Genomic DNA, 22,197 nt, shown 5'->3' with positions numbered 1-22,197 from the left:
GGGGGTGGATCTCCTTGCACGCCCTCACGGGTCAGAGTTTCAGCAGGTCAACCTGCCTTCCCCAAGGATGACACAGAGGGGAACGCCCGCTGCATCGGATGCAGTTCCTCCGACGACACCGCGAGCCCCTCGATGGTCAGCACCTCACGGCCTGCGAGCTGGGCGGCGAGGGTCAGACACGACACCACCGGTCGGCCGTCGACATGGACGGTGCAGGCACCGCACTGCCCATGGTCACACCCCTTCTTCGCGCCGTAGAGGCCGAGGTGTTCCCGCAGCGCGTCGAGCAGCGTCGTCCGGGCGTCGAGCGTCCACTCGCGGTCCTGCCCGTTGACGGCGAGTCTGGTCCGCACCGTCAAGGACTCATCCGTCATGAATGATTCCCTCCACTCGTCGGCGTCGGCGTCGCCGTCCCGGTGCATACAGTAAATGTCCTTCTTGGTATGCCTCGCGGAGTTTCAACGGTATTAGTACTGCAACGGCGGGTCGTAGCTTCGGGTGCTGATCATTCGTTGGTTGGTTGTGGTGGATGCGCGGGTGGTCGGGTCGTGGGATGCCGGGTTGGAGGAGTTGTTCTTCCGGTTCGCGCATCGGTTTGAGCGGGTGGAGCCGCGGCGGCGGGCATGGGCGTATGTGCGGGGGCTACTGGCACCGTTGGAGCGGCGTAACGGCTGGACCCTCGCGGAGCAGGCTGGGCATGTGTCGCCGGACGGGTTGCAGGGCATGCTGTGCAGCGCGGCGTGGGACCGGGACGCGGTCCGCGATGACGTGCGCGATTACGTGGTGGACCAGATCGGCGATGCGGCCGGGGTGCTCATCGCTGACGAGACGGGGTTCGTCAAGAAGGGCCGTGCGTCGGCGGGGGTCCAACGGCAGTATTCGGGTACGGCGGGCAAGACCGAGAACTGCCAGATCGGCACGTTCCTGTGCTACGCCACGCCGCGGGGTCGGGCGTTGATCGATCGGGAGTTGTACCTGCCGAAGTCGTGGACCGGTGATCGGGACCGGTGCCGGCGCTCGGCGATCCCGGACGCCGTCGGGTTCGCGACCAAGCCGCAGCAGGCGCAGGCCATGCTGGAGCGGGCGATCACCGCGGGGGTGCCGTTTTCGTGGTTCACGGCCGATGAGGCCTACGGGCAGAACCCTGGCCTGCGGGGCTGGTTGGAGGATCGGGACATCGCGTACGTGATGGCCACCCGACGCGACGATCGGGTGCCCTCCGGGCTGCACACCACCACCGGTGTCGACGAGCTGATCGGCAGGGTGCGTGCGGGCGCGTGGCAACGACTGTCGTGTGGTGACGGCGCGCACGGGCCGCGCCGCTACGACTGGGCTCGGCTGCCGATCCGCCGCACCTTTGCCCACGGCCGCCGCGGCTGGGTCCTGGCCCGACGCTCGATCACGGATCCCGGCGACATCGCCTACTACGTCTGCTTCGGCCCCCGCGGCACCCGACTACGCGACCTGGTGCGGGTCGCCGGTAGCCGTTGGTCGGTGGAGGAATCGTTCCAGACCGCGAAGAACGAGGTCGGCCTGGACCAGTACCAGGTCCGCCGCTACGACGCCTGGTACGCCCACATCACCCTCGCGATGGCCGCCGCCGCGTTCCTCGTCGTCACCCGCGCCCTCGAAGCCGCAAAGGGGGCACCACCGCAAACGAGCGCAGCCAGATCCCGCTGAGCAGCAACGAAATCCGCCGCCTGTTCGCCCACCTCGTCCTGACCACCCGCCGTCGAGCCGACCACATCCTGCGCTGGTCCGACTTCCGCCGTCGCCGCCAGGAACAAGCCCGAGCCGCCCACTACCGCAAACGACTCAAACCGCCATAAGTCACGACCCGCCGTTGCAGTATTAGGCGGTGCGACTGGCGACGCCCTCGCGTGATCCTTCGCCGGTGCCGGTTGCGGTCGGACGAGCGCTCCGGTGTCGGTTGCGGTCGGACGAGCGCTCCGGCGCGGCTGCGGTCGGACGAGCGCTCCGGCGCGGCTGCGATTGCCCCGGGGGCGTGTTCGCTGCCGGCCGGAGCGGGGGGTGCGCGGGCGCGCCGCCTGTCGGCCTACCGTGCTGTGTCTACCGAGCGGCGGGCCCCGCCGAGGTGTCGGCCGGCAGGACGCGAAGGACTGCCTGCGGGTCTCCGTCGAGGCGGAGGCCCCGCTGTTGCGCGCCGGTCAGGTCGACGTCGCCGGACAGCAGGGCCGTGAGTAGCTGCGGCGGCCCGGTCAACGATGCCGTGGCGTCGTCGACCCGCCCGGGGTGGGTGTGCACGGCGCCGTCCTTCACCTCGACGACCAGGTCCTCGTTGCCGTCGGCGTGCAACTGGAGGGCGACCGGTGGCCGGTCGGGAGTCCGGTCGGTCAGTTCCCGTACGGGTAGTGCCAGCCAATGGGTCCGGAAGCTCTCCCCGGCGGCGTGCTCGCCGAGCAGGGGCATGCCCCAGCGGCTGAGTTCACGCAGCACCGACTCCAACTCCCGGCCGCGATCGGTGAGGGCGAACAGGGTGGTTGCCACGGGTGGGGGTGTCGGCTCGCGGTGGATCAGGCCCGCCTGCTCCAGGTCGCGGAGGCGTTCGACGAGCAGGTTGCTGGCGATGCCGGGTAGCCCGTTGCGCAGGTCGGTGTGCCGGCAGGGTCCGAGGGCGAGGAGCTCGCGGACGATCAACAGGGTCCACCGGTCTCCGATGACGTCCAGCGCCTTCGCTATGCCGCAGAACTGACCGTAGGTGCGCACTCGGCCATCGTACCGAGTCTTGTTGATTTTCGAAAATCATTGGTTGACTTTCTAAACAAGGGAGCTCTACTGTCGCTGACCATGACCAACGACGACCACACCCTCCACGTCCGCCGCCTGGCGTGGGCGGGTGTCGAGATCCGCATCGGCGCCACCCGGCTGCTGATCGACCCGCTGGAACACGCCGCGCCCCTCGAACCCGTGATGGGCGTGCCGAAGCGGCCGCTACCGGCGGTCGACACCCCATCCGGAACGCACGTCCTGATCACGCACCTGCACCCGGACCACTACGACCACGAGCTGCTCGCGGGGCTCGCCGACGACGCCACGGTCGGCTGTCACGCGCCGATCGCGCCGCAGGTGCGCGCGGCCGGCCTCAACGCGATCCCGCAGGAACTCGGTGAGCCGCGCAGCATCGGCTTGTTGACCGTCACCCCGGTCACGTCACTGGACTGGCGCGGCAACGACTGCGATCAGGTGGCCTGGGTGGTGGAGGGGGCCGGTCGGCGCATCATCCACTGCGGCGACACCCAGTGGCACGGCAGCTGGTGGCAGATCGCCCGCGACCACGGCCCGTTCGACGTCGCCTTCGTCCCGGTCAACGGCGTCATCGCGCGCTTCGAGGGCTATACGGCCGACGTGCCCGTGACCATGACGCCCGAACAAGCGGTCGAGGCCGCCGTGGCGCTCGGCGCCACGACCGTGTGCGCGATGCACTACGGCCTCTTCCACAACCCGCCCACCTACGTCGAACAGGACGACATCGAGCAGCGCTTCCGCCGCGCCGCCGGGCAGCGTGGCATCACCGCGGCCATCGTCGCGGATGGACAACCGGTTCTCTGACCCGGATCCGCGGATAGGGATATGCCACCGCGTGGCATAGATGAACGGATGCCTTGCCAGCAGGGACGATTGGGGTTGTCGAGACACCAATCCGCCGCTGTGGGAAGGACACCCGTTCGGTGAAGAAGATACCTGGTTTGGCAGGTCGTGTCCGTGTTGGCGCACCGGACGCGTCGCTGACGCCGGTCTCGGGTGTGGTGGCGGTGGCCGAGTTGGTCGGCCGGCTGGGCGTGACCGCCGCGCTGGACGACGCCGTGGGCCGAATCAAGCAGCGGGATCGAGGATTGTCCGGCGGAGAGTTCCTGGTCGCGGTGGCGCAGGCGCAGATGTGCGGCGCGCAGTTTTGGGTGGGTCTGGATCGCCGCCGCGCCGATACGGCGGGTGAGGCGTTGTCCGCGGTGCCCACGCCGGCGGCGAGCACCGCGGTGGAGTTGGCGTCTCGGTTCGGTCCGGCGCAGGTGGCTGGTATCGAGGAAGGCATCGGGGAGATCGCCTGCCGGGTTGTCGGTTTGCTGCCGGCCGCCCGGCGGGCGGTGCTGCGCACCGGTGGGGCCACCATCGACCTGGACGGCACCGACGTCGAGGTGTACGGGGCCAAGAAGGAAGGGATCGCCTACAGCTACAAGGGCGCCCGGGCCGGGCGCCCGCACGTGGCCACGTGGGCGGAGGCCGGGGTGGTGACCGCCGCGGACCTCCTCGCCGGTGATGAAGACCCCCGCCCGGGAGCGGGCTCGCTGATCGAACGCAGCGTGGCCACCCTCAACGCGGCCGGGGTCACCGCCCGGCCGAAGGTCCGCGGCGATGTGGGCTACTTCGCCAAGGACATCGCGCAGGCCGCGGTGGAGGCCGGCTGCGACTTTTCCCTCGGAGTGACCCGCAACCCCGCGGTCTGGCGAGCCGCGGCCGCGATCCCCGACGATGCATGGCGCAAAGCCGAACGGATGAAAGGCGCCCAGGTCGCCGTGTGCGACTACGCACCGGCCGGCTGGCCACCCGCCACCATGACCGTGGTGCGGCGGGTCAAGGTCCACGCTACCGATATCTCGGCCGACCCACGCGCCCGCCGCCGGCGCACCATCCCCAAAGCTCAACTCACGCTCGCCCTGGACGGCCTGGTCGGGCACGTGTACGCGTACTCGTTCATCGCCACCAACCTGGATGTGTCCACCCCGGCGAAGACGGTCGCGGTGGAGGCCTGGCACCGGATGCGCACCGACATCGAAGATCGCATCCGGGATGCCAAGCACGGCGCCGCGCTGCGGCACCTGCCCTCCGGCAGCCGGGCGGCCAACACGGTGTGGATGTGGGGGGCGCTGCTGGCCGTCAACCTGTCCGCCTGGCTGCAGGAACTGGCCGGCCTCGACGACGGCGACGGACGAGGCCGCAACCACCTCGGCACCCTGCGCCACCGGCTGATCACCGTGCCCGCCCGGCTGGTCCGCCACGCCCGGCAGGTCACCCTACGGCTACCCCCGAGGCAACAGTTACTGGCTCAGGTCCTGGCCCGGCTCCGCCGGCTACCCATCTGGACCTGACCACTCGGCCCATCGGCCATGTCCCAGCCCACGGAGACCAGCGAACCCGGCGCCACCCGGGAAACCGGCATGCCCACCCACCGAAACACCACACCACCCATCGCCTATCACCGATGCGTAGCGATCACGCCTCCGCTATCCGTGGATCCGGGTCTGACCCGACCAGCGAGGAAACGAAGACGTGAAGATCCTGTTGTACGGAGCGAGCGGCACCATCGGCCGGGAAATCGCCGGGGAACTGCTCGCCCGTGGGCACGCCACGACCGGTGTCACCCGCCGCGGCGACCTGGGCGACCTGGCCCACGAGCGGCTCACCGTCGTGGCCGGCGACGTGACCGACGCCACCGCGGTGGCCGACCTCGCGGTCTCGCACGACGCGGTGGTCTCCGCGGTGGGCCCGCGCATCGGCCAGGAGAACGACCGGGACACCATCGTCGGCGCCGCCACCGCCCTGATCGACGGGCTGCGCAAGGCGGGCGTCACCCGGCTCGTGACGATCGGCGGCGCGGGGAGCCTGCGGACGGCCTCAGGCCGACGGGTGCTGGACGACCCGGACTTCCCCGCGCTGTGGAAGGCGAATGCCGAGGCCCAGGCCGAAGCGCTCGGCGTCTACCGCGCAGCCACCGACTTGGAGTGGACGTACGTCTCGCCCGCCGCTGTGATCAGGCCGGGCGAGCGGACCGGAGCGTTCCGGATCGGCGGCGACGACCTCGTCACCGACTCCGGGGGCAAGAGCGAAATCTCCTACGCCGACTACGCGGTCGCCCTGGTCGACGAGCTGGAGCGCAACTCGGCGGTCCGCCGCCGGATCACCGTGGCGTACTGATACCCGACACCAGCGCCGCCGGGCGAGCTCGGCTCGTCATCCTCGGCGCACTCGTGGCGCTGGGACCGTCGTCCATCGACGCGTACCTGCCCGGCCTGCCGGAGATCGCTCAGGACCTCGGCTCCAGCGCTGCCGGCACCCGGCTCACCGTCGCCACCTGCTGGCGACCGGTCAGCTGGTTACCGGGCCGCTCGGTGACCGGGTCCGGACCACTTTCCACGATACGCACTTTGGGCGTATTTCGTGAGTTGATGTCAGTTTGGGTGGTTTGCTGATATTTACTCGCGATGTCGGCCGGGAGGGCCGTCCAGTGTTCCTCCGGGAGCGCTCGGTTGATCGAGGAAAGAGTGGACAGGATGAGGAAGCTGAGGAACGGCACAAGCTCCGGTGCGCGGGGTGCGCGGGGTGCGCGGGGTGCGCGGGGTGCGCGTGGCAGCGGTCGCTTCCCGCGCGGTGTCACGGCGATGGGGGTGGTCGCCGTGACGGGGCTGGCCGGCGTGATGACCGCCGCGGTCGCCGGCTACCCGGGCGCGGCGACACCCTGGAGCCACGCTTCGCTGACCCTGGACGGTGGTGAGGGTGACCGGATGCACCAGGACGGCCGGGGCAAGCCGGTCGGCGACGGTGGTCCGGCCACCGACGATCCGGCGGGCGAGTGGTCGGAGCGGGAGGGCGGTGACTGGGGTGGCGACTGGGGCGTTGCCGGCGACCCGGGCTGGAGGAAGGACGGCCACGACGGTAAGAAGGCGGCCGTGCGGAAGGACGGCCACGGCGGTAAGAAGGCGGCCGTGCGGAAGGACGGCCACGACGGTAAGAAGGCGGCCGTGCGGAAGGACGGCCACGGCGGCAAGAAGGCGGCCGTGCGGAAGGTGCCCTGCGACGCGAACGCGTTGATCGCGGCGATCACTGCGGCGAACCAGGCGGGTGGCGGCGCGCTGCGCCTGGCCGAGCGCTGCACCTACACGTTGACCGCGAACGAGGACAACAACGGGCTGCCGCCGGTGTTCCAGCCGATCGCCATCCACGGACAGGGGGCGACGATCGTCAGGGCGGCGGAGGCGGCGAGCTTCCGGATCTTCAACGTCACCACCGGCGGCGACCTGTCCCTGTGGGATCTCACCGTGGCCGGCGGAAGGGTCGAGGACGAAAACGGCGGCGGCATCCTGGTCGGCGAGGGTGCACGACTGAGCCTGGACCGGGTCACCGTGCGGGACAACACCGTCGCCGGCGAGGATGGCAGCGGCGGTGGGGTCGCGATCGACAACGGCGGCAAGGTCACGATCACCAGGAGCACCATCACCCGCAACACCGCTGTTGTGGACGGTGGTGGCCTCCACAGCGACAACGGCTCGCTGACGGTGACCAAGTCGAAGCTGACCCACAACGTCGCGGGTGACGAGGGTGGTGCGTACTTCAACGACGACGGCGTGGGGGTCATCCGGCACACGTTGATCAGCGACAACCACGCCACCACCGGCGGTGGTGGCGTGGACAACGCTGGCGACCTGTCGGAGGTCGCCTTCAGCACCATCGCCCGCAACACGGCCGGACAATTCGGCGGCGGAGTCTTCGACAGCAGCAGCGAGTCGCTGCTGCTGCGGCACGTCACCGTCGCCGGCAACACCGCCCCCACCGGTGGCGGGATCTACATCACCAGCAACATCGGCGCGACGATCGAGGACAGCAAGATCGTCCACAACACCGCCACCGACGGCGACGGTGGTGGAATCGCCATCAACGGCGAACAGGCCGGCGACGAAGCCGTGGTGGCCGTGCGTCGCACCAAGATCTCGTCCAACCGCGCCACCGGCGCCGCCGGGCGAGCCGGCGGGATCTTCTTCAACCCGCCCGACGACAGCGCCGCCGAGTTGGTGCTGACCGACGTCCGGATCACCAACAACACCGCCCAGGTCCAACCGGGTGGCGTCTACAGCAACGGCACGGTCCGCGCCTTCGGCACCAACATCATCGTCGACAACCGGCCCACCAACTGCGTCGGCAGCCCGCAACCGGTACCCGACTGCTTCGGCTGACCCGATCCCACCATCCGAGGCGCCCCCGGCTGACCGCCGGGGGCGCCTCGCCGTACGAGATCCACACCGTGAGGGCTAGTCGCACCTTCTGAGTAGTATTCGGCGGTCCGTCACTTAGCTTCCCTCATGTTCTGATGGAGTGGATCTTAGCTTCTATTCCGAATTTTGGTGCTCACGGATGAGTGCCTGCCTTGCGAGGAGCGTGCGGACATGTCACGAAGAAGACTCGTCAACCCTTGGCGGCCGGCGCGGCTCCGGTCGCGTACCGCCACCCTGACCGGAGCGGTGGGGTTGTCCGGGCTCGCGGTGGCGGTCGCGGTTACCGGCGTCCCGCCGGTGTCGGCAGGTGGCGTGAAAGCCGAACAGGTGCCCGGCGTCGCTCGGGGGGCTGACGACGGCCCGGACGGCGTCGGCGACTCCACGCAGTGGCGGGAGACGGCCAACGGTGAGTGGGGCGGCACGTGGGGCGCTGCCGGCGCCCCGGACGGGAAACGGCCGGCGGACCGGCATGATCCGGCCGACCGGGGGCGCCCGGTCCGCTGCGACGCGGCCAGCCTGGTCGCGGCGATCACCACGGCGAACGCGAACGGCGGCGGCATGCTCTCGCTGGCCGAGAAGTGCACGTACGAGCTGACCACGGGTGACGGTGGTAACGGCCTGCCACCGGTCGTCCAGCCGGTCACGATCAACGGAAACGGGGCCCGGATCACGCGGGCGGCGAACGCCGAACCGTTCCGCATCCTCGACGTCGCCGGCGGTGGCAAGCTGACGCTGCGGGACCTGGTCGTGGCGAACGGCCGGGCGCCCGACGACCAGAGCGGCGGGGGGATCCGGGTCCAGGAGGGCGCCTCGTTGCGGATCGACCGGACCACCATCGCCGGCAACGTCACGAGCGGCCAGAACGCCGACGGCGCCGGAATCGCCAACCAGGGCGTGACCAGCGTCAAGCGCAGCACCATCACCGGCAACACCGCCAGCGAGGACGGCGCCGGCCTCTACAACCTCGGCGGCCTGGTCACCGTCGAGAAATCCACAGTGACCCGGAACGTCGCCGGTGACACCGGTGGCGGCATCGAGAACGACGGCGGGGTCACAACGATCTCGCACACCCTGATCGGGGACAACCGCGCGGCCGACACCGGCGGGGGCCTCATCAACCAGGGCGACACGGTGAAGATCTTCCACAGCGCGGTCACCGGCAACGCGGCCACCATCGGCGGAGGCATCGTCGACAACAGCGGCGACACCCTGCTGGTCACCGCCGTCACCGTGCGGAAGAACACGGCGCAGACCGCGGGCGGCGGCGTCGCCGTCACCGCGTCCACCAACGTGACGATCGACGACAGCGCGATCACCGACAACGTCACCACGGCCGGCGACGGCGGCGGGGTGTGGATCGAGGACGACTCCACCGACAGGCCGGTGGCGATCCGGCGTCTACAACGCGGGGGTGGTCACCGCCACCGGGAAGGTGGTCATCACCGGCAACCGGCCCACGAACTGCACCGGCAGCCCGCAACCGGTCCCCGGGTGCTTCGGCTGACTCGCGGCGGTGCACTCCGACGGCCCAGTGAACCCGCCGGGGCGCACCGCCTGCTACACCGGCTCGTCGCGCCCGGTGATGGTGCGGGGCCCCGACGCCCCGGTCACCAGCAGTAGTAGGACGGAACGAGCCCGCGCAGCCTCGGCGAGGGTGGCCAACTGATAGCGAGGAAACCTCAGATAGCGTGATTCCGTTGGCCTCGTCGTTGACTCCGTAACTGTCGTAACTGTAGTTATGGGGCCATGGAAGCGGCAACAGGACGCTCCGCCAGCCGCCCAGGGCTGACCCGGTCGCCGGGTACACCGCCGCGGGACCGTGGGGTGCAAAGCCGTGGCCCGCGTGGCCGGCCAGCCGAGGCACCTGGCGGTCGCCCAGCTCGGCGCCCGTCACCACGCCCTTCCCGGTCCAGTACCGCGCGCACGAGCTGCGCACCGCCCGGACAGGGAACTGATCCGTGACCCGTGAGATCTACGTGCTGGGCGGTGCCCAGACCGACTTCGCCCGCAACTGGAGCAGAACGGGACTCGGTCTCGGCGACATGATCGAGGACGTCCTGCCCGCCACCTTCGCCGACGCCGACGTACCGCCCGACCTTGTCGAGGTCGTGCACGTCGGCAACCTCGCCGGCGAGCTCTTCGCCGGTCAGGCGCACCTCGGCGGCATGGTCACCGCGGTCGAGCCCGCCCTCGTCGGGCGCCCCGCAAGCCGACACGAGGCGGCGTGCGCCGCCGGCGGCACAGCGCTGCTGGCAGCGTGCTCCGACCTGATGGCCGGCCACTACGACACCGCGCTCGTGGTGGGCGTCGAGCTGATGCGCAACGTGTCCGCCAGGGAGGCCGCCGACAAGCTCGGGAGTGCCGCCTGGGTGGGACGTGAGGCCCAAGCCGCCCAGTTCGTCTGGCCCACCCTGTTCGCCGAGGTCGCGGACGAGTACGACCGACGCTACGGCCTCGACCACCAGGTCCTGGGCCGGTTCGCGGAGATCGCCTTCGCCAACGCCCGCGGGAACACGCTCGCCCAGACCCGCGACTGGGATTTCCCCGAGGGATCATTCGCGGAGGACGACGACGTCAACCCCGTCGTGGCGGGGCGGCTACGCAAGACGGACTGTGGTCGCATCACCGACGGCGCAGCCGCCGTCATCCTCGCCACCCGCGAGTTCACCGAGGCATGGGCTGCCCGTCGCGGGATCGTCCTCGACGACGTGGCGCACATCAGCGGCTTCGGGCACCGCACGGACACGCTCCTGCTCGCCGACAAGTTGCACCGCGCACGGGACGACGACTACATGTTCCCGCACCTGCGCCGCACCGTTGCCGACGCCTTCCGCCGCGGGGGAGTCGACGGAATCGAGGACGTCGACGTCGTCGAGCTGCACGACTGTTTCTCGGTCACCGGCCTGGTGACACTGGAGCACCTCGGCCTGGTGTCCCCGGGTATGGGCGGGGAGGCGATTCTCAACGGCACCACCACCCGTGCGGGATCCCTGCCGGTCAACCCGGGTGGTGGACTCCTCGGACTGGGGCACCCCGTCGGGGCGACGGGCGTGCGCATGGTGCTGGACGGCCAACGTCAGGTGACGGGCCACGCCGGCCACCAGCAGATCGACGGCGCCCGCCGGGTGTTGACGGTCAACGTCGGGGGATCCTTCACCACCATCGTCGCCTTCGTCGTGGAGGCCGGTGCCCGATGAGCGAGGCCCACATTCTGGCCAGCGTGCGCACCGGCCGCGGCAAGGCCAGGCCGGGCGGAGGTCTCGCCACGGTCCCGCCGCTGCGGCTGGTCCAGACACTCCTCGCCGCGCTGGCCGAGCGCACCGGTCTCGAGCCGGAGCAGGTCGACGACGTCGTCCTCGGTTCGGCCTCCCAGACGGGAGCGCAGGGCGGTAACCTCGCCCGCACCGCCCTGCTGGCCATGGGTTGGCCCACCACCGTGCCCGGTCAGACCGTCAACCGGTTCTGCGCCTCCGGCGTCGACGCGGTGGCCACCGCCGCCGCCCTGGTCCGCTCCGGCCAGGCCGACCTGGTGGTGGCGGGGGGCGTCGAGTCCGTCTCGTACGTGCCGATGTTCGCCGACCAGGGTCCACTGTGGGCCGACGAGGACGTGGTCGAGGCCATCGGCTCGGTGCACATGGGCATCGCGGCGGACGTGGTCGCGACCGAACAACGGTTCACCCGGGAAGAACTCGACGCCTACGCGCTCGTCACCCACGAGCGAGCAGCACGGGCACGGTTCGAGGGCCTGCACGACGAGGTGATCGTCCCCGTACGCGACGAAACGGGCCGGGTCCTGCTGGACCGCGACGAGCACATCCGGGAGGACCTGACCGCTGCGACCGTCGCTAACCTGAAGCCGGCCTTCGCCGAGCTCGGTGCCGCGGGCCAGGACCAGCTGGTGCTGCGCCACCTACCGGAGCTGGGCGAGGTTCGTCACCTGCACACCCGCGCGACGTCACCGGCGCTCGCCGATGCGTCCGCCCTCGTCCTGGTCGGCTCCGCCACGGCCGCCGAGCGCACCGGGATCGCCCCGGTGGCACGCATCGTCGGCTCGGCCAGCGCCGGTGCTGATCCGGTGCGGATGCTGGTCGCCGGCCAGCACGCCGTGGAAAAGGTCGTGGCCCGCGCGGGACTCGTCGTGGCCGACCTCGGAGTCCTGGAATTCGCCGAGGCCTTCGCCGCCATGTGCCTGAAGATCCAGCGCGACCACGGCCTGGACGGCGACGTCTTCAACCGAAACGGCGGGACGATCGCGACGGGCCACGCATTCGGCGCGACGGGCGCCATCCTCACCGGCGCCTGCGCGCGGGAACTCGCCCGCACGGGCCGCCGGTACGGCGTCGCGGCCGTCAGCGGCGCGGCCGGCCTCGGATCAGCCGTACTCCTGGAGAACGTCAACCACTCGAATGGCATGGGAGCCTGAATCATGGACGTCGAAGTCGTCGGACGCATCCTGTCGACCCTGCCAGCGGACGACGATCACCCGTACCGGACCGGAGCCTGGCGCCCCCAGACCACCGAATGGAAGGCGGACGACCTCGACGTGGTCGAGGGCGACCTCCCGACCGACCTCGACGGAGTCTACCTGCGTAACACGGAGAACCCCGTTCATCCGGCGCTGCGCACCTATCACCCCTTCGACGGTGACGGCATGATTCACATCGTCGGATTTCGCGACGGCACGGCGTTCTACCGAAACCGCATGATCCAGACCGACGGGTTCAAGGCCGAGGCCGAGCACGGCGGTCCACTCTGGGCCGGGCTGGCCGAACGTCCGGACCGGTCGCTGCGCGCGGACGGTTGGGGCGCCCGCACCCGGATGAAGGACGCCTCGAGCACCGACGTGGTGGTCCACAACGGCGTCGCCCGGACGAGCTTCTACCAGTGCGGTGACCTGTACCGCGTCGACCCGCTCACCGCCGAGACCCTCGGAAAGGAGGACTGGGGTGGCCGGTTCCCCTTCGAGTGGGGTGTCTCCGCCCACCCCAAGGTCGACGACCGGACCGGCGAGATGCTGTTCTTCAACTACGGCACCAAGCCGCCGTACATGAACTACGGCGTGGTCGACGCCGACGACCGGCTGGTCCACTACACGCCCGTCCCACTGCCCGGCCCACGACTGCCGCACGACATGGCGTTCACCGAGAACTACGCGATCCTCAACGACTGTCCCTTGTTCTGGGATCCCGAGGCGCTGCGGAACGGGGCGTACGCCGCGCGGTTCCACCCGGACATCCCCTTGCGTTTCGCCGTCCTTCCGCGTCGGGGCGGGCCTGGGGACATCAGGTGGTTCGCGGCCGAGTCGACCTTCGTGCTCCACTTCACCAACGCCTACGAGGACGGCAACGAGATCGTCATCGAGGGCTTCTACCAGGCGGATCCGTCACCGGCGGACGACGGTGTCGGCGACCGGTGGGAGCGGATGTTCCGATTCCTCGCGCTCGACCGGATGAGGTCCACCCTGCACCGGTGGCGCCTCAATCTGACCACCGGCCTGGTGAAGGAGGAGTCGCTCAGCGACACCATCACGGAGTTCGGGATGGTCAACGGCAGCTATGGCGGCAGGAAGCATCGATACTCCTACTCCGCGACGAGTAAGCCCGCGTGGTTCCTCTTCAACGGGCTGGTCAAGCATGACTCCCTGCTGGGGACCGAGCAGACGTACCGGTACCCCGACGGCGTCTACGGAAGCGAGACCGCCGTGGCACCCCGCGTCGGCAGCACCGGCGAGGACGACGGCTACCTGGTCACGCTCGTCTCCGACGTCAACGCCGACGCGTCCTACTGCCTGGTCTTCGACGCTGCCGACATCACCGGCGGGCCGATCTGCAAGCTGCGCCTCCCGGAGCGGATCTCCAGCGGCACGCACTCGACGTGGGCAGCGGGCGCGGACCTGCCCAACTGGCGGAACGTGGACGACCCGGCCGCTGCGGTGGGGCTCTGACCACCAGCGCCACGACGAGGAATCCGAGGACATCGAGGCGGTCCAGCAGCCCTTACCAGTGCCCGAACCCGATGGGTTCACGTCCGAAAGGCCATCCGCGATGCCGGCGGAGACACCCGTGATCAGCCAGGTCGCGGTCGGGAACACGCGGGGATCCGCCTCACCCCTCGGCCATGCACTCGTGCTGGTCGGTGACATGTGGGCGGTGCGCATCCTGCGCGCCGTGTACAACGGCTGCCGGCGATTCCAGGAGCTCCGGGAGATGCTGACGATCTCCGACCCGGTCCTCGCCCGTCGGCTGCGCACCCTGATCGCCGACGGGCTCATCGAGGCCCGGGAGTACCAGTCGAAGCCGCCACGCCAGGAGTACGACCTGACCGGGGCCGGCGGGGGCCTGTGGCAGGTGCTCGTCGCGATGTGGGACTGGGACGTCAGGCACGCCGGAACAGCACACCCCGACACCCGCACGGAACTGCAGCACCTCACCTGCGGCCACCAGATCCGTCCGGTCTTCACCTGCGGCCGGTGCGGCGCCGGAGGTCTCACCGTCCGCGACGTCGTGGGCTCGGTCGAGGAGCGCCTCCTGGCGGACGTCACCGACCGTAGGTCCCGGCGTTCACCCGCGATGAGTGTTCCGATCGACTCCGCCGGCGTGCTGGGCGACCGCTGGTCCACCATGATCCTGTCCGCCGCCTTTCTGGGGAGCCGACGCTACAGCGACTTCCGGACCCGGCTGGACATCTCTCCGGTGACCCTGACCCAACGCCTTGGCCTGTTCGTCGACGCCGGAATCTTCTGCCGCGAGTCCGTGGTGACCGGCGGCAAGCGTCAGGAGTACCGGATGACCCCCAAAGGCGCGGACTTCTTCGTGGTCACAACTATGATCAACGCCTGGGCTCAGCGGTGGCTGGCGGCCGGCGGTTCGTCTGGCCTCGCTCTGGTGCACCGGGCCTGCGGGCACGAGCTCGCGCCGCATTTCACCTGCGACATGTGCCACCGACGCCTGACCCGGGGCGAGGTTCGGTTCGAGCCACCGGAACCACCGCCACCGATCACCGTCCCCTGACCCAGTTCCCGTTCGTCCCGGAAGACACAGCTGCCCGCACGGTGGTCCGCGGAGAGCGCTCGGTGAGCGCCTCGACGTGGCGCGGCCCTCCGGAGGAGTGCGCTTGCCGGCGGCCACCTACCGGGCCACGCCGGGGGACAGCCGTCCGCCCCGCCGAGTGCCCGGGGCGACGGCTACCGGACCGGTTCGTGTCGGTCGCCCGGGTCGGCGTCCGGCAGCTCGTCCGAGCCCCGCCGCGCCCGGTCGGCGCGCGCGGCGGCGGCGAGGAAGGCGTTGTAGCGGGCGAGGTCGTCCTCCTCGCCGCTGGCCTCGGCCCGGTCGGCCGCCCGGTCGAGGCGGGCCTGCTCGCGCTGGTCGGCGCGGATCCACTGACGGACCAGCAGAATCATGACGACGGCGGCGGGGATCTCGCCGAACGCCCAGGCGATGCCCGCGCCGAGTTTCTGGTCCGCCAGCAACGAGGACGCCCATTCGGGGTGGACGGCGAGATACCAGTCGGGGGCGATGACGGTGGTGGTCTGCATGAGCACGAGGCCGAAGAAGCCGTGCGCCATCATCGCGGCCAGATGGACCAGCACCAGGATCGGGTACGGTACCCGACGCCGGCCGGGGTCGACGCCGATGAGCACCCAGAACAGCAGGTACCCGGCGAGCACGAAGTGGGTGAGCATGGCCAGGTGCCCCAGGTGGGAACGCATGAGCGCGCCGAGCAGGTCACTGAAGTACAGGCCGAACAGGCTGCCGGTGTAGACGCCCAGCGCGACGAGCGGATGGGTGAGTAGCTTCGCGGGTCGACTGTGCAGCGCCAGCAGCAGCCACTCCCGTGCCCCACGTACCTGCGGGTCGACGGGGCGCCGCAGCGCGCGCAGGGCCAGGGTGATCGGGGCGCCACCCACGAGCAGGATCGGTACCAGCATGGACAGCACCATGTGCTGCACCATGTGCGCGCTGAACAGCACGTACGCGTACCGGGCCAGCCCGAGGGCGGTGACCGAGCCGAGCACCGCCAGCCCGGTGAGCCAGCTGGCGGTGCGTCCAACCGGCCAGCGGTGCCCCGCCCGGTGCAGCCGCCACACGCCGGCCAGGTAGCCGGCGACACCCAGGGCGACGACGGCCAGCACGAACATGTCCGGCAGGGGCTGGCCCAGCAGCCGCCCAGGGGTGGGCGGGGCGGGCATCGGGAAGCCGAGCAACTCGGTCACCGGATCGGGCTCGACCGGGTCCGTGTCCACCGGCGTGGGGCTGCGGGACAGCGCGACCGCCAGCCCGACGGTCGCCCCGAACACCACCACCTCACCGGCGGCGAGCCGGTTGAACGCGCCCCGCCGGCCCGCCCGCAGCGCGGGCAGGGTTCGCGCCCGGTGCGCCGCACCCAGCAGGCCCAGGACGGCGAGGGCGGCCAGCTTGCCCAGCAACAGCCACCCGTACGGGGACCGCCAGAGTTCGTCCACCGAGCCGAGGCGTACGGCGGCGTTGGCGGCCCCGCTGACCGCGACCGTGACGAAACAGCCCAGCGCCAGGCGGCTGTAGCGGCCGGCGGCGTCGGCGAGGTGGCGGCTGCGGCGGACCGTCAGCAGGGCCAGGAGGCAGCCGACCCACAGGGTGGCGGCCAGGACGTGCAGGACGAGGCTGGAGACCGCGACCTGGTGGTCGCCGGCGCCGGCGGCGTGCCCGGTGAACGCTGGCGGCACCGCCGCCACCAGGGCGACCAGCGCCACGGCGGCGGCCAGCTTCCGGGACACACCGGCTCGGGCCAGCACCGCCCCGGTCAGCGCCAGCCCAGCCTGGAACAGCAGGGCCTGCCCCTGCGAGATCGAGGTCGCGAAGCTGACCACCGTCGCCACGCCCAGCCCGTCGGCCGGCACGCCGAGCAGGTCCGACACGGTCAGCACGATCAATACCAGGGCGGCGGCCGCCCAACCGGCCGCCGCCAGGCCCGTGCGGCGCAGCAGCAGCCAGCCGTGCGGGGAGACGCTCGGCCCGTCGCCGGGCAGCAGGAACGCCGCCGTCACCGCCAGCCCGACGGTGACCGTGGCGAGCCCGTTGACGAGCAGCCGGACGACCGGCAGCGCCCAGGTCGTCACCGCTCCGGGGTGTGGCAGGCCGGGGATCGTGGTCACCAACGCGCCGCCGGTTCGCAACCCGAGTAGGAGCACGACCACGGCGAGCGCGCCGGTCGCGGCGGCGACCAGGGCGCCGCGGCCGGCCGACCGGGTTGCCATCCGCCGCTTCGGCTCGGTATCCGACGGGGGCGCGGGCTGCTGGGGACGGTGCGGACGAGCCGGGGAGGACAGGGTGCCTGACACGTGGGTGACCTTGGTTTCGGGAAGCCGGCCTGGGCCGGTGGGGTGCCGGTCGGACCCTGCCCGCAGCGGGCAGGTCCGATGTTCGCCGGGCAGGCGGCGGACGCTGTCGGATGGTCCCCCGCCGCCGGCGTCAGGAAGCCCGGGTGGACCGTCGGCGTCTGAGGGCGACGGCTCCAGCGCCGATGATCACGGCCAGCAGGATCCCGCCGCCGACCAGGAGCATGACGCCGGGGCCGTCGCCGGTGGCGCCGGCCGCGGGCGCGGGGCTGGCCGGTGTCGTGGACGCCTCGGCCGCCGGGTCCGAGGTGGCCGGCGCGGCGGCGGCCTCGGGACTGCCGCTGGCGGTCGGGTCGGCGACGGTGAACCGGTAGGAGCCCTGCACCGGGTGCCCGTCGGCCGAGACGACCCGGTAGGCGACGGTGTAGGTGCCGTTGGGCAGGGCCTGGTCGACGGTGATGGTCCCTTCGCCGCCGTCGACGGTGGGCTCGCTGGTCGGCACCTTCTGCAGGGTGGCGTCGGACAGTGTGATGGTGGTGAAGGCCGGGTTCAGCTTCTGCAGAAACTCAAGGGTGATCTGCTTCGGCGGTTCGGTGAGCCGGGCGTCCTTGGCCGGGGTGGCGGCTTTCAGTGCGTTGTGCGCCGCGGCCGGCGCGGCCGGTACGAGCAGCAGCGCCACCACGGTCAGTGCGGCGGCGGCGATGCCGGCGACGGTCGGGCGGCGAACCTGGGTGCTCATGTCTCTCCTGATGGTGTGCTCAGCCGAGGAGCTGTTGGCCGATCCAGCCCTGGTCGGGGCAGCCCGGTGGGATGGCGAAGACGGCGGAGCCGATCGGGGTGGTCCACTCGTTGAGTAGGTCCCGTTCGGCGAGGCGTTGTTGGATGGGCAGGAACTGCTTCGTGATGTCGGCCTGGTAGGAGGCGAGGATGAGTCCGCTGTCGGCGGTGCCGTCCGAGGTGGGGACACCATCGTAGTTGTAGGGGCGGCGGAGGATCTTGAGCCGGTCGTCGGTGACGTGGGCGCGGGTGAGATGGGAGAAGTCCGGGATCACGGTCAGTCCGTCTGGTCCGACGGCGGCGAGGTCGGGTTCGTCGTGCTCGGCGGTGCCGGTGAGCGGGGCACCGGTGTCCAGGCGGCGGCCGACGGCCAGTTCCCGATCGGTGCGGCCGAGCAGGTCCCAGGTTTCCAGGTTCATCCTGATTCGGCGGACAACCAGCGTGGTGGTGTCGCGTAGCCAGTCCGGGCCGTCGGGTACCCACACGGCGGTGTCGAGGGGGTCGCCGGGTTTCGGGTTGGCGGTGCCGTCGAGTTGGCCGAACAGGTTGCGCTGGGTGTGGCCGGGTTCGGCGCCCGCGGCGCGGCGGAAGCCCTGCTGTACCCAGCGCACGGTGGCGAAGGGGCGGCTGTCCTTGACCAGCACCCGCTGGGCGTGGGCGACGGTGAGTGGGTCGTCGGCGCAGATTTGTAGTAGGAGATCTCCGCCGGACCAACGGGGTTGGAGCCGGTCGATCCGAAACGGGGGCAGGTCGGTCACGGACGGTGGTCGCCGGTCGTCGAGACCGGCCGCGCGGTAGAGGCCGGGGCCGAAGCCGAAGGTCACGGTCAGCCGGGCGGGCAGCAGGCCAAGTTCCGGTTCGGTGTCGGCGAGGGCGGGGCGGCCCTGGGTGAGGCGGGCGGCGTCGTCGGAGAGCAGCCGCAACAGTCGGCCCAGCGCGGCCCGGTCGGTGTCCGGCCTGAGGGTGAACGCGACGAGCGCGGCGTGGGCCTGTGGTTCGGTGGCCACGCCGGCCTGCCGGGGGCCGTGGAACGACTCGATCGCGGTACCCACCTGCGCCGCTGGTGTCGTCTCGGCGTCGGGTGCCGGTGGGGTGGTGGAACGGGTGGCGGTGACGGCGGCGGCGCCGGCGAGCGTGCCCGCGGTGGCGAGGGCACCGCCGGTGAGCAGACCACGCCTGCTCACCGGGCGGGGGTTGGGGGTGCCGGTCATGACGCCGGGCTCATGCTCATTTCCGGGGTGGAGCTCATGCCGGGCATCGACTCGCCGTGGCCGGGGGCGTAGCTTTCCTGCGCGCCGGTGAACGGCTTGGCCACCGCCGTGAAGGTCTGCGTCCGACCGTCGGCGAAGGTCAGCGTGAGGGTCACCTCGTCACCGGCCCTCACCGGCTGTTTGAGGTCCATCATCATCAGGTGGTCACCGCCGGGCTGAAACACGTGTTCGCTCTTCGCCTTGATCACGATGCCGCCCTGCTTGGCCTGCATGACCATCTTCCCGTCCTGCATGGTCATCTCGTGCAGCTCCATCCGGGACACCTCCGTCGACGCGGAGGTGATCGTCACATCGGCGTCGCCGTCGTTGACGAAGGTGCCGAACGCCGCGGTCATGCCCTTGTCGGCGGCCTTCACCCACGGATCGCGGATGCCGAGCAGGCCCGCCGCCGTGCTGGCCGACGCCGAGGCGGTCGGCGACGTGTTGGGCGCGGCGGTCGACGAGTCGTCCGACGCCCCGCAGCCGGCGATGGAAACGGTCAGGATGGCGGCGCTGAGCAGGGCCGCCGGGCGTAGCAGCCGGCCGGTGGCGGTGCGGGGCGTCACGGTGGTGCTGGGCATCACGGATCTCCTCGAAGAGTCGGCGTCGTAGGTTGGTCGGGTCAGCGGAGCCGATAGTTCCCGCCGGTGCGGTAACGCTCGTCACGCGTGGCGGTGGCTCAGGCGGCCGCGTCCTCGCGATGGTGAGCCGATCCCGGGTAGGGCGGCGGCAGCAGCCGCAGCCCGGTCGGTGTCGGTGTCACGTCCTCCGTCAGTCGCCAACGGCTCCCGTCCCGGGCGCGGTCGGCCGGGCCGCCCGGTGCCTGGTGCGCGCGGGACATGGCCACGACGATCACGTACCCGGCGAGCAGAAAGGCGTGGCTGACCAGCCGGGCGGGGTCCACCCGCCCGGTGGCCAGGTCGTTGACCGACAGCAGCACCAGGGTGCCCACGAACGCGGACAGCATCGGCACCAGCCCGGTCGGCGGGGTGCGCCGGGCCGCCACGAACAGGAAGCCCGCGCCGACCGCGATGTTCCATGCGGCCGACTCGTGCCACAGATGCCCGGAGGCCAGCGGACCGCTGGCGTGGAGGTGGGGGCTGGCGGCGCCGCGACCCACCTGGGCGAGGCCTAGCACGAGCTGCAGCACACCGATCAGACCCAGCACGGCCCGCAGGCCTACCGTGATCCGGTGCCACGGACGTTGTCGCGGGCTCGGAGCGGGCAGGGCGGCCAGTACGGTGTCGGTGAGGTCGACGCCGTCGCCGGTGAGTGAAAGCCGGGCCCGGCGGGTCACCGCGGCGGCCCGGTCGTACCACGCCTGGCAGCCGCCGCATCCGGTCAGGTGGTCCTCGGCCGCCAACCGCTCGGCCGGGCTCTCCTCTCCGTCGAGGAGGGCCGACAACACGTCACGCCACTGCGCACACCCCATGTACCGGTAGTCGGTCGGCGGGCGGTGTTGGTTCCCGTGTCGTGTCGTCCGCGGCGGAAAGGGCTGGTCAGCCGGCGACGTCGCCGCGCCCGCGTGGCCGTCCGGCGGGATCGGCGACGGCGGCGGCGACCAGGTCCTCGCGGGCCCGGGCAACACGGGAGCGGATCGTCCCGACCGGGCAGCCGCACACCTCGGCGGCCTCGGCGTAGGACAGCCCGAGCAGTTGGGTGACCACGAAGGCCTCCCGCCGGTCGTCGGGCAGCGCCGTGATGAGCTGTTCCAGCGCGACCTGTCGGTCGAAGCCGCTGCGGTGCGGGTCAGCCGCGTCGTGAGAATCCGACATCGGCACCGTGCGGGGGCGAGACATCGCCATCCGGACCTGGTCCACGGCGACCCGCCGGGCGATGCCGAGCAACCAGGTGCGCGCCGAGGACCGGCCGGCGAAGGACGGCAGCGACCGCATCGCCCGCACGTACGTCTCCTGCGCCAGGTCGTCGGCCTCGCCGGGGGAGACCAGGGCGGCGAGAAAGCGCCGAACGTGCGGCTGGGTGGCCCGGACGAATGCGCCGGCGGCGGCACGGTCACCCTGACCGGCGGCGAGTGCCCACGCGGTGGTCTGCGCGTCGTCCGTCACCTTCGACACCTCCGGCTCGCTCGTCCCGACGCGGTCACGACGGCCTGTAGTAGTAGCTGGTCGGTAGCGTACGGCACGCACGGCCGCCGATGTCCACTTGTACGGTGCGCGGTTCGCCGCGGATCAGTTCGCGTCGGCTCTACGCTGTTTCCGATCCCTCGACGTGGTGATGGTCAGGGTTTGAGCGCGGCCGTCAGGCCAGGCGGGTGTTGGAGCGACAGCGCGTCCGGTCTGCCGTGCGGTGAAACGCGCAGTTGGCGTCCGCTGCGCCCCTTGGGCGCCCTTGCCGCGGGTGAAACTCCGAGAGCTGTCTGCCGAGGTGGCCCCGGCTGGGGCTCGGCTGGCAGCCGGTCGGCCCCGGTCGGCACTTCTCACGGATCGCCTCGCCGGCTTGTGCCGGCATGTTCCGTCGTTCCGTTCGCGCCTCGTGGCGACGGTCACCTCCGATAACCACCACCCCCCCAAGCAGGGGCGGGCCGGCCACACCAGCCACCACCCCAACACCGAGCAGCATCAAACCCCCACAGCGACACCACCACCAGCCACCACGACACCGAAAGGCACCGGGTCTGCTGCACCGATAGGTGCAGCAGACCCAAATCCACCACCTCCTCACCACCACCGCCACCGGAATCCACCACGCAATCGAAGCCACCATCCACGACCCCATCACCCAAGACATCCTCACCACCACCGGCCACGCCATCGAACAACAAGCCTGGCTCCTCCACTCACAGCGATAACCACACCGAAACGTCCACAGCGGCAAGCACACCCACCGCCCGGGG

Annotated in this window: 16 protein-coding genes and 3 pseudogenes; 11 read left to right on the top strand and 8 right to left on the bottom strand. The window is 71.0% G+C overall.

Features of this window, described 5'->3' with window-relative positions:
* Window positions 1–62: 62 nt before the first annotated feature.
* Window positions 63–374: pseudogene (locus QTQ03_RS07995) on the bottom strand ((2Fe-2S)-binding protein); the annotation flags it as partial.
* A gap of 163 nt (window positions 375–537) precedes the next feature.
* Here QTQ03_RS07995 and QTQ03_RS07990 point away from each other — a divergent pair.
* Window positions 538–1,680: an IS701 family transposase gene (locus tag QTQ03_RS07990; protein ID WP_289280607.1), complete on the top strand. Its 1,143-nt coding sequence runs from the start codon at window positions 538–540 to the stop codon at window positions 1,678–1,680.
* Window positions 1,681–2,070: 390 nt separating this feature from the next.
* Here the strand turns inward: QTQ03_RS07990 and QTQ03_RS07985 are convergent, their stop codons facing one another.
* Window positions 2,071–2,727 (bottom strand): winged helix-turn-helix transcriptional regulator, encoded by a 657-nt coding sequence (locus tag QTQ03_RS07985; protein WP_289277431.1) that lies wholly within the window; start codon window positions 2,725–2,727, stop codon window positions 2,071–2,073.
* Between the two features lie 81 nt (window positions 2,728–2,808).
* Between QTQ03_RS07985 and QTQ03_RS07980 the strand changes: the two genes are divergently transcribed.
* The 9 genes and pseudogenes from QTQ03_RS07980 (at window position 2,809) to QTQ03_RS07940 (ending at window position 15,013) form a co-directional block, all read left to right on the top strand.
* On the top strand, window positions 2,809–3,570 hold the full coding sequence (locus QTQ03_RS07980; RefSeq protein ID WP_289277430.1) for an MBL fold metallo-hydrolase: 762 nt from the start codon (window positions 2,809–2,811) through the stop codon (window positions 3,568–3,570).
* Window positions 3,571–3,689: 119 nt separating this feature from the next.
* Window positions 3,690–5,105 (top strand): IS1380 family transposase, encoded by a 1,416-nt coding sequence (locus QTQ03_RS07975; RefSeq protein WP_289277416.1) that lies wholly within the window; start codon window positions 3,690–3,692, stop codon window positions 5,103–5,105.
* Window positions 5,106–5,286: 181 nt separating this feature from the next.
* Window positions 5,287–5,931 carry an NAD(P)-dependent oxidoreductase gene (locus tag QTQ03_RS07970; RefSeq protein WP_289277429.1) on the top strand — a complete coding sequence of 215 codons (645 nt, stop codon included), beginning with the start codon at window positions 5,287–5,289 and terminating at the stop codon, window positions 5,929–5,931.
* A gap of 464 nt (window positions 5,932–6,395) precedes the next feature.
* Window positions 6,396–7,964, top strand: a complete 1,569-nt coding sequence (locus QTQ03_RS07965) for a right-handed parallel beta-helix repeat-containing protein (RefSeq protein ID WP_502889713.1) — start codon at window positions 6,396–6,398, stop codon at window positions 7,962–7,964.
* 210 nt (window positions 7,965–8,174) lie between these two features.
* Window positions 8,175–9,507: pseudogene (locus QTQ03_RS07960) on the top strand (right-handed parallel beta-helix repeat-containing protein).
* Window positions 9,508–9,961: 454 nt separating this feature from the next.
* Window positions 9,962–11,200, top strand: a complete 1,239-nt coding sequence (locus QTQ03_RS07955) for an acetyl-CoA acetyltransferase (protein ID WP_289277426.1) — start codon at window positions 9,962–9,964, stop codon at window positions 11,198–11,200.
* Window positions 11,197–12,426 (top strand): acetyl-CoA C-acyltransferase, encoded by a 1,230-nt coding sequence (locus QTQ03_RS07950; protein WP_289277425.1) that lies wholly within the window; start codon window positions 11,197–11,199, stop codon window positions 12,424–12,426. The genes QTQ03_RS07955 and QTQ03_RS07950 overlap by 4 nt, the downstream gene beginning before the upstream one ends.
* Window positions 12,427–12,429: 3 nt before the next feature.
* Entirely contained in the window at window positions 12,430–13,947 is a 1,518-nt protein-coding gene (locus tag QTQ03_RS07945; protein WP_289277424.1) for a carotenoid oxygenase family protein, read from the top strand.
* A 118-nt stretch (window positions 13,948–14,065) separates the two neighbouring features.
* Complete coding sequence (locus QTQ03_RS07940; protein WP_289277423.1) at window positions 14,066–15,013, top strand: winged helix-turn-helix transcriptional regulator; 948 nt, start codon at window positions 14,066–14,068, stop codon at window positions 15,011–15,013.
* A gap of 173 nt (window positions 15,014–15,186) precedes the next feature.
* On the opposite strand, the gene QTQ03_RS07935 is transcribed toward QTQ03_RS07940, so the two are convergent.
* The 6 genes from QTQ03_RS07935 to QTQ03_RS07910 all read right to left on the bottom strand — a co-directional run bounded on the left by QTQ03_RS07935 (window position 15,187) and on the right by QTQ03_RS07910 (window position 21,409).
* Window positions 15,187–17,235, bottom strand: coding sequence for a bifunctional copper resistance protein CopD/cytochrome c oxidase assembly protein (locus tag QTQ03_RS07935; RefSeq protein WP_289277422.1), 2,049 nt, complete (start codon window positions 17,233–17,235; stop codon window positions 15,187–15,189).
* A gap of 214 nt (window positions 17,236–17,449) precedes the next feature.
* Complete coding sequence (locus QTQ03_RS07930) at window positions 17,450–18,055, bottom strand: copper resistance CopC family protein (RefSeq protein WP_289277421.1); 606 nt, start codon at window positions 18,053–18,055, stop codon at window positions 17,450–17,452.
* Between the two features lie 19 nt (window positions 18,056–18,074).
* On the bottom strand, window positions 18,075–19,304 hold the full coding sequence (locus QTQ03_RS07925) for a Dyp-type peroxidase (protein ID WP_289277420.1): 1,230 nt from the start codon (window positions 19,302–19,304) through the stop codon (window positions 18,075–18,077).
* The gene (locus QTQ03_RS07920; RefSeq protein WP_289277419.1) at window positions 19,301–19,924 is read right to left on the bottom strand and encodes a copper chaperone PCu(A)C; all 624 of its coding nucleotides are present in this window, start codon (window positions 19,922–19,924) and stop codon (window positions 19,301–19,303) included. The genes QTQ03_RS07925 and QTQ03_RS07920 overlap by 4 nt, the downstream gene beginning before the upstream one ends.
* Before the next feature lie 98 nt (window positions 19,925–20,022).
* Window positions 20,023–20,775, bottom strand: coding sequence for a zf-HC2 domain-containing protein (locus tag QTQ03_RS07915; RefSeq protein WP_289277418.1), 753 nt, complete (start codon window positions 20,773–20,775; stop codon window positions 20,023–20,025).
* Between the two features lie 67 nt (window positions 20,776–20,842).
* Window positions 20,843–21,409 carry a sigma-70 family RNA polymerase sigma factor gene (locus QTQ03_RS07910; protein WP_289277417.1) on the bottom strand — a complete coding sequence of 189 codons (567 nt, stop codon included), beginning with the start codon at window positions 21,407–21,409 and terminating at the stop codon, window positions 20,843–20,845.
* A gap of 596 nt (window positions 21,410–22,005) precedes the next feature.
* Here QTQ03_RS07910 and QTQ03_RS07905 point away from each other — a divergent pair.
* Window positions 22,006–22,152: pseudogene (locus QTQ03_RS07905) on the top strand (DNA starvation/stationary phase protection protein); the annotation flags it as partial.
* Window positions 22,153–22,197: the final 45 nt, after the last annotated feature.

Origin of the sequence: Micromonospora sp. WMMA1363, from assembly GCF_030345795.1 — a bacterium.
Lineage (GTDB): Bacteria > Actinomycetota > Actinomycetes > Mycobacteriales > Micromonosporaceae > Micromonospora.
This window is presented reverse-complemented; position numbering and strand designations above follow the sequence as displayed.

What these genes read in the sequence shown, in the direction of transcription:
- QTQ03_RS07925 (WP_289277420.1), bottom strand. Translation starts at nt 19,304, where the DNA reads ATGACCGGCACCCCCAACCCCCGCCCGGTGAGCAGGCGTGGTCTGCTC.
- QTQ03_RS07930 (WP_289277421.1), bottom strand. Translation starts at nt 18,055, where the DNA reads ATGAGCACCCAGGTTCGCCGCCCGACCGTCGCCGGCATCGCCGCCGCC.
- QTQ03_RS07945 (WP_289277424.1), top strand. Translation starts at nt 12,430, where the DNA reads ATGGACGTCGAAGTCGTCGGACGCATCCTGTCGACCCTGCCAGCGGAC.
- QTQ03_RS07935 (WP_289277422.1), bottom strand. Translation starts at nt 17,235, where the DNA reads ATGGCAACCCGGTCGGCCGGCCGCGGCGCCCTGGTCGCCGCCGCGACC.
- QTQ03_RS07920 (WP_289277419.1), bottom strand. Translation starts at nt 19,924, where the DNA reads ATGCCCAGCACCACCGTGACGCCCCGCACCGCCACCGGCCGGCTGCTA.
- QTQ03_RS07915 (WP_289277418.1), bottom strand. Translation starts at nt 20,775, where the DNA reads ATGGGGTGTGCGCAGTGGCGTGACGTGTTGTCGGCCCTCCTCGACGGA.
- QTQ03_RS07965 (WP_502889713.1), top strand. Translation starts at nt 6,396, where the DNA reads ATGGGGGTGGTCGCCGTGACGGGGCTGGCCGGCGTGATGACCGCCGCG.
- QTQ03_RS07980 (WP_289277430.1), top strand. Translation starts at nt 2,809, where the DNA reads ATGACCAACGACGACCACACCCTCCACGTCCGCCGCCTGGCGTGGGCG.
- QTQ03_RS07950 (WP_289277425.1), top strand. Translation starts at nt 11,197, where the DNA reads ATGAGCGAGGCCCACATTCTGGCCAGCGTGCGCACCGGCCGCGGCAAG.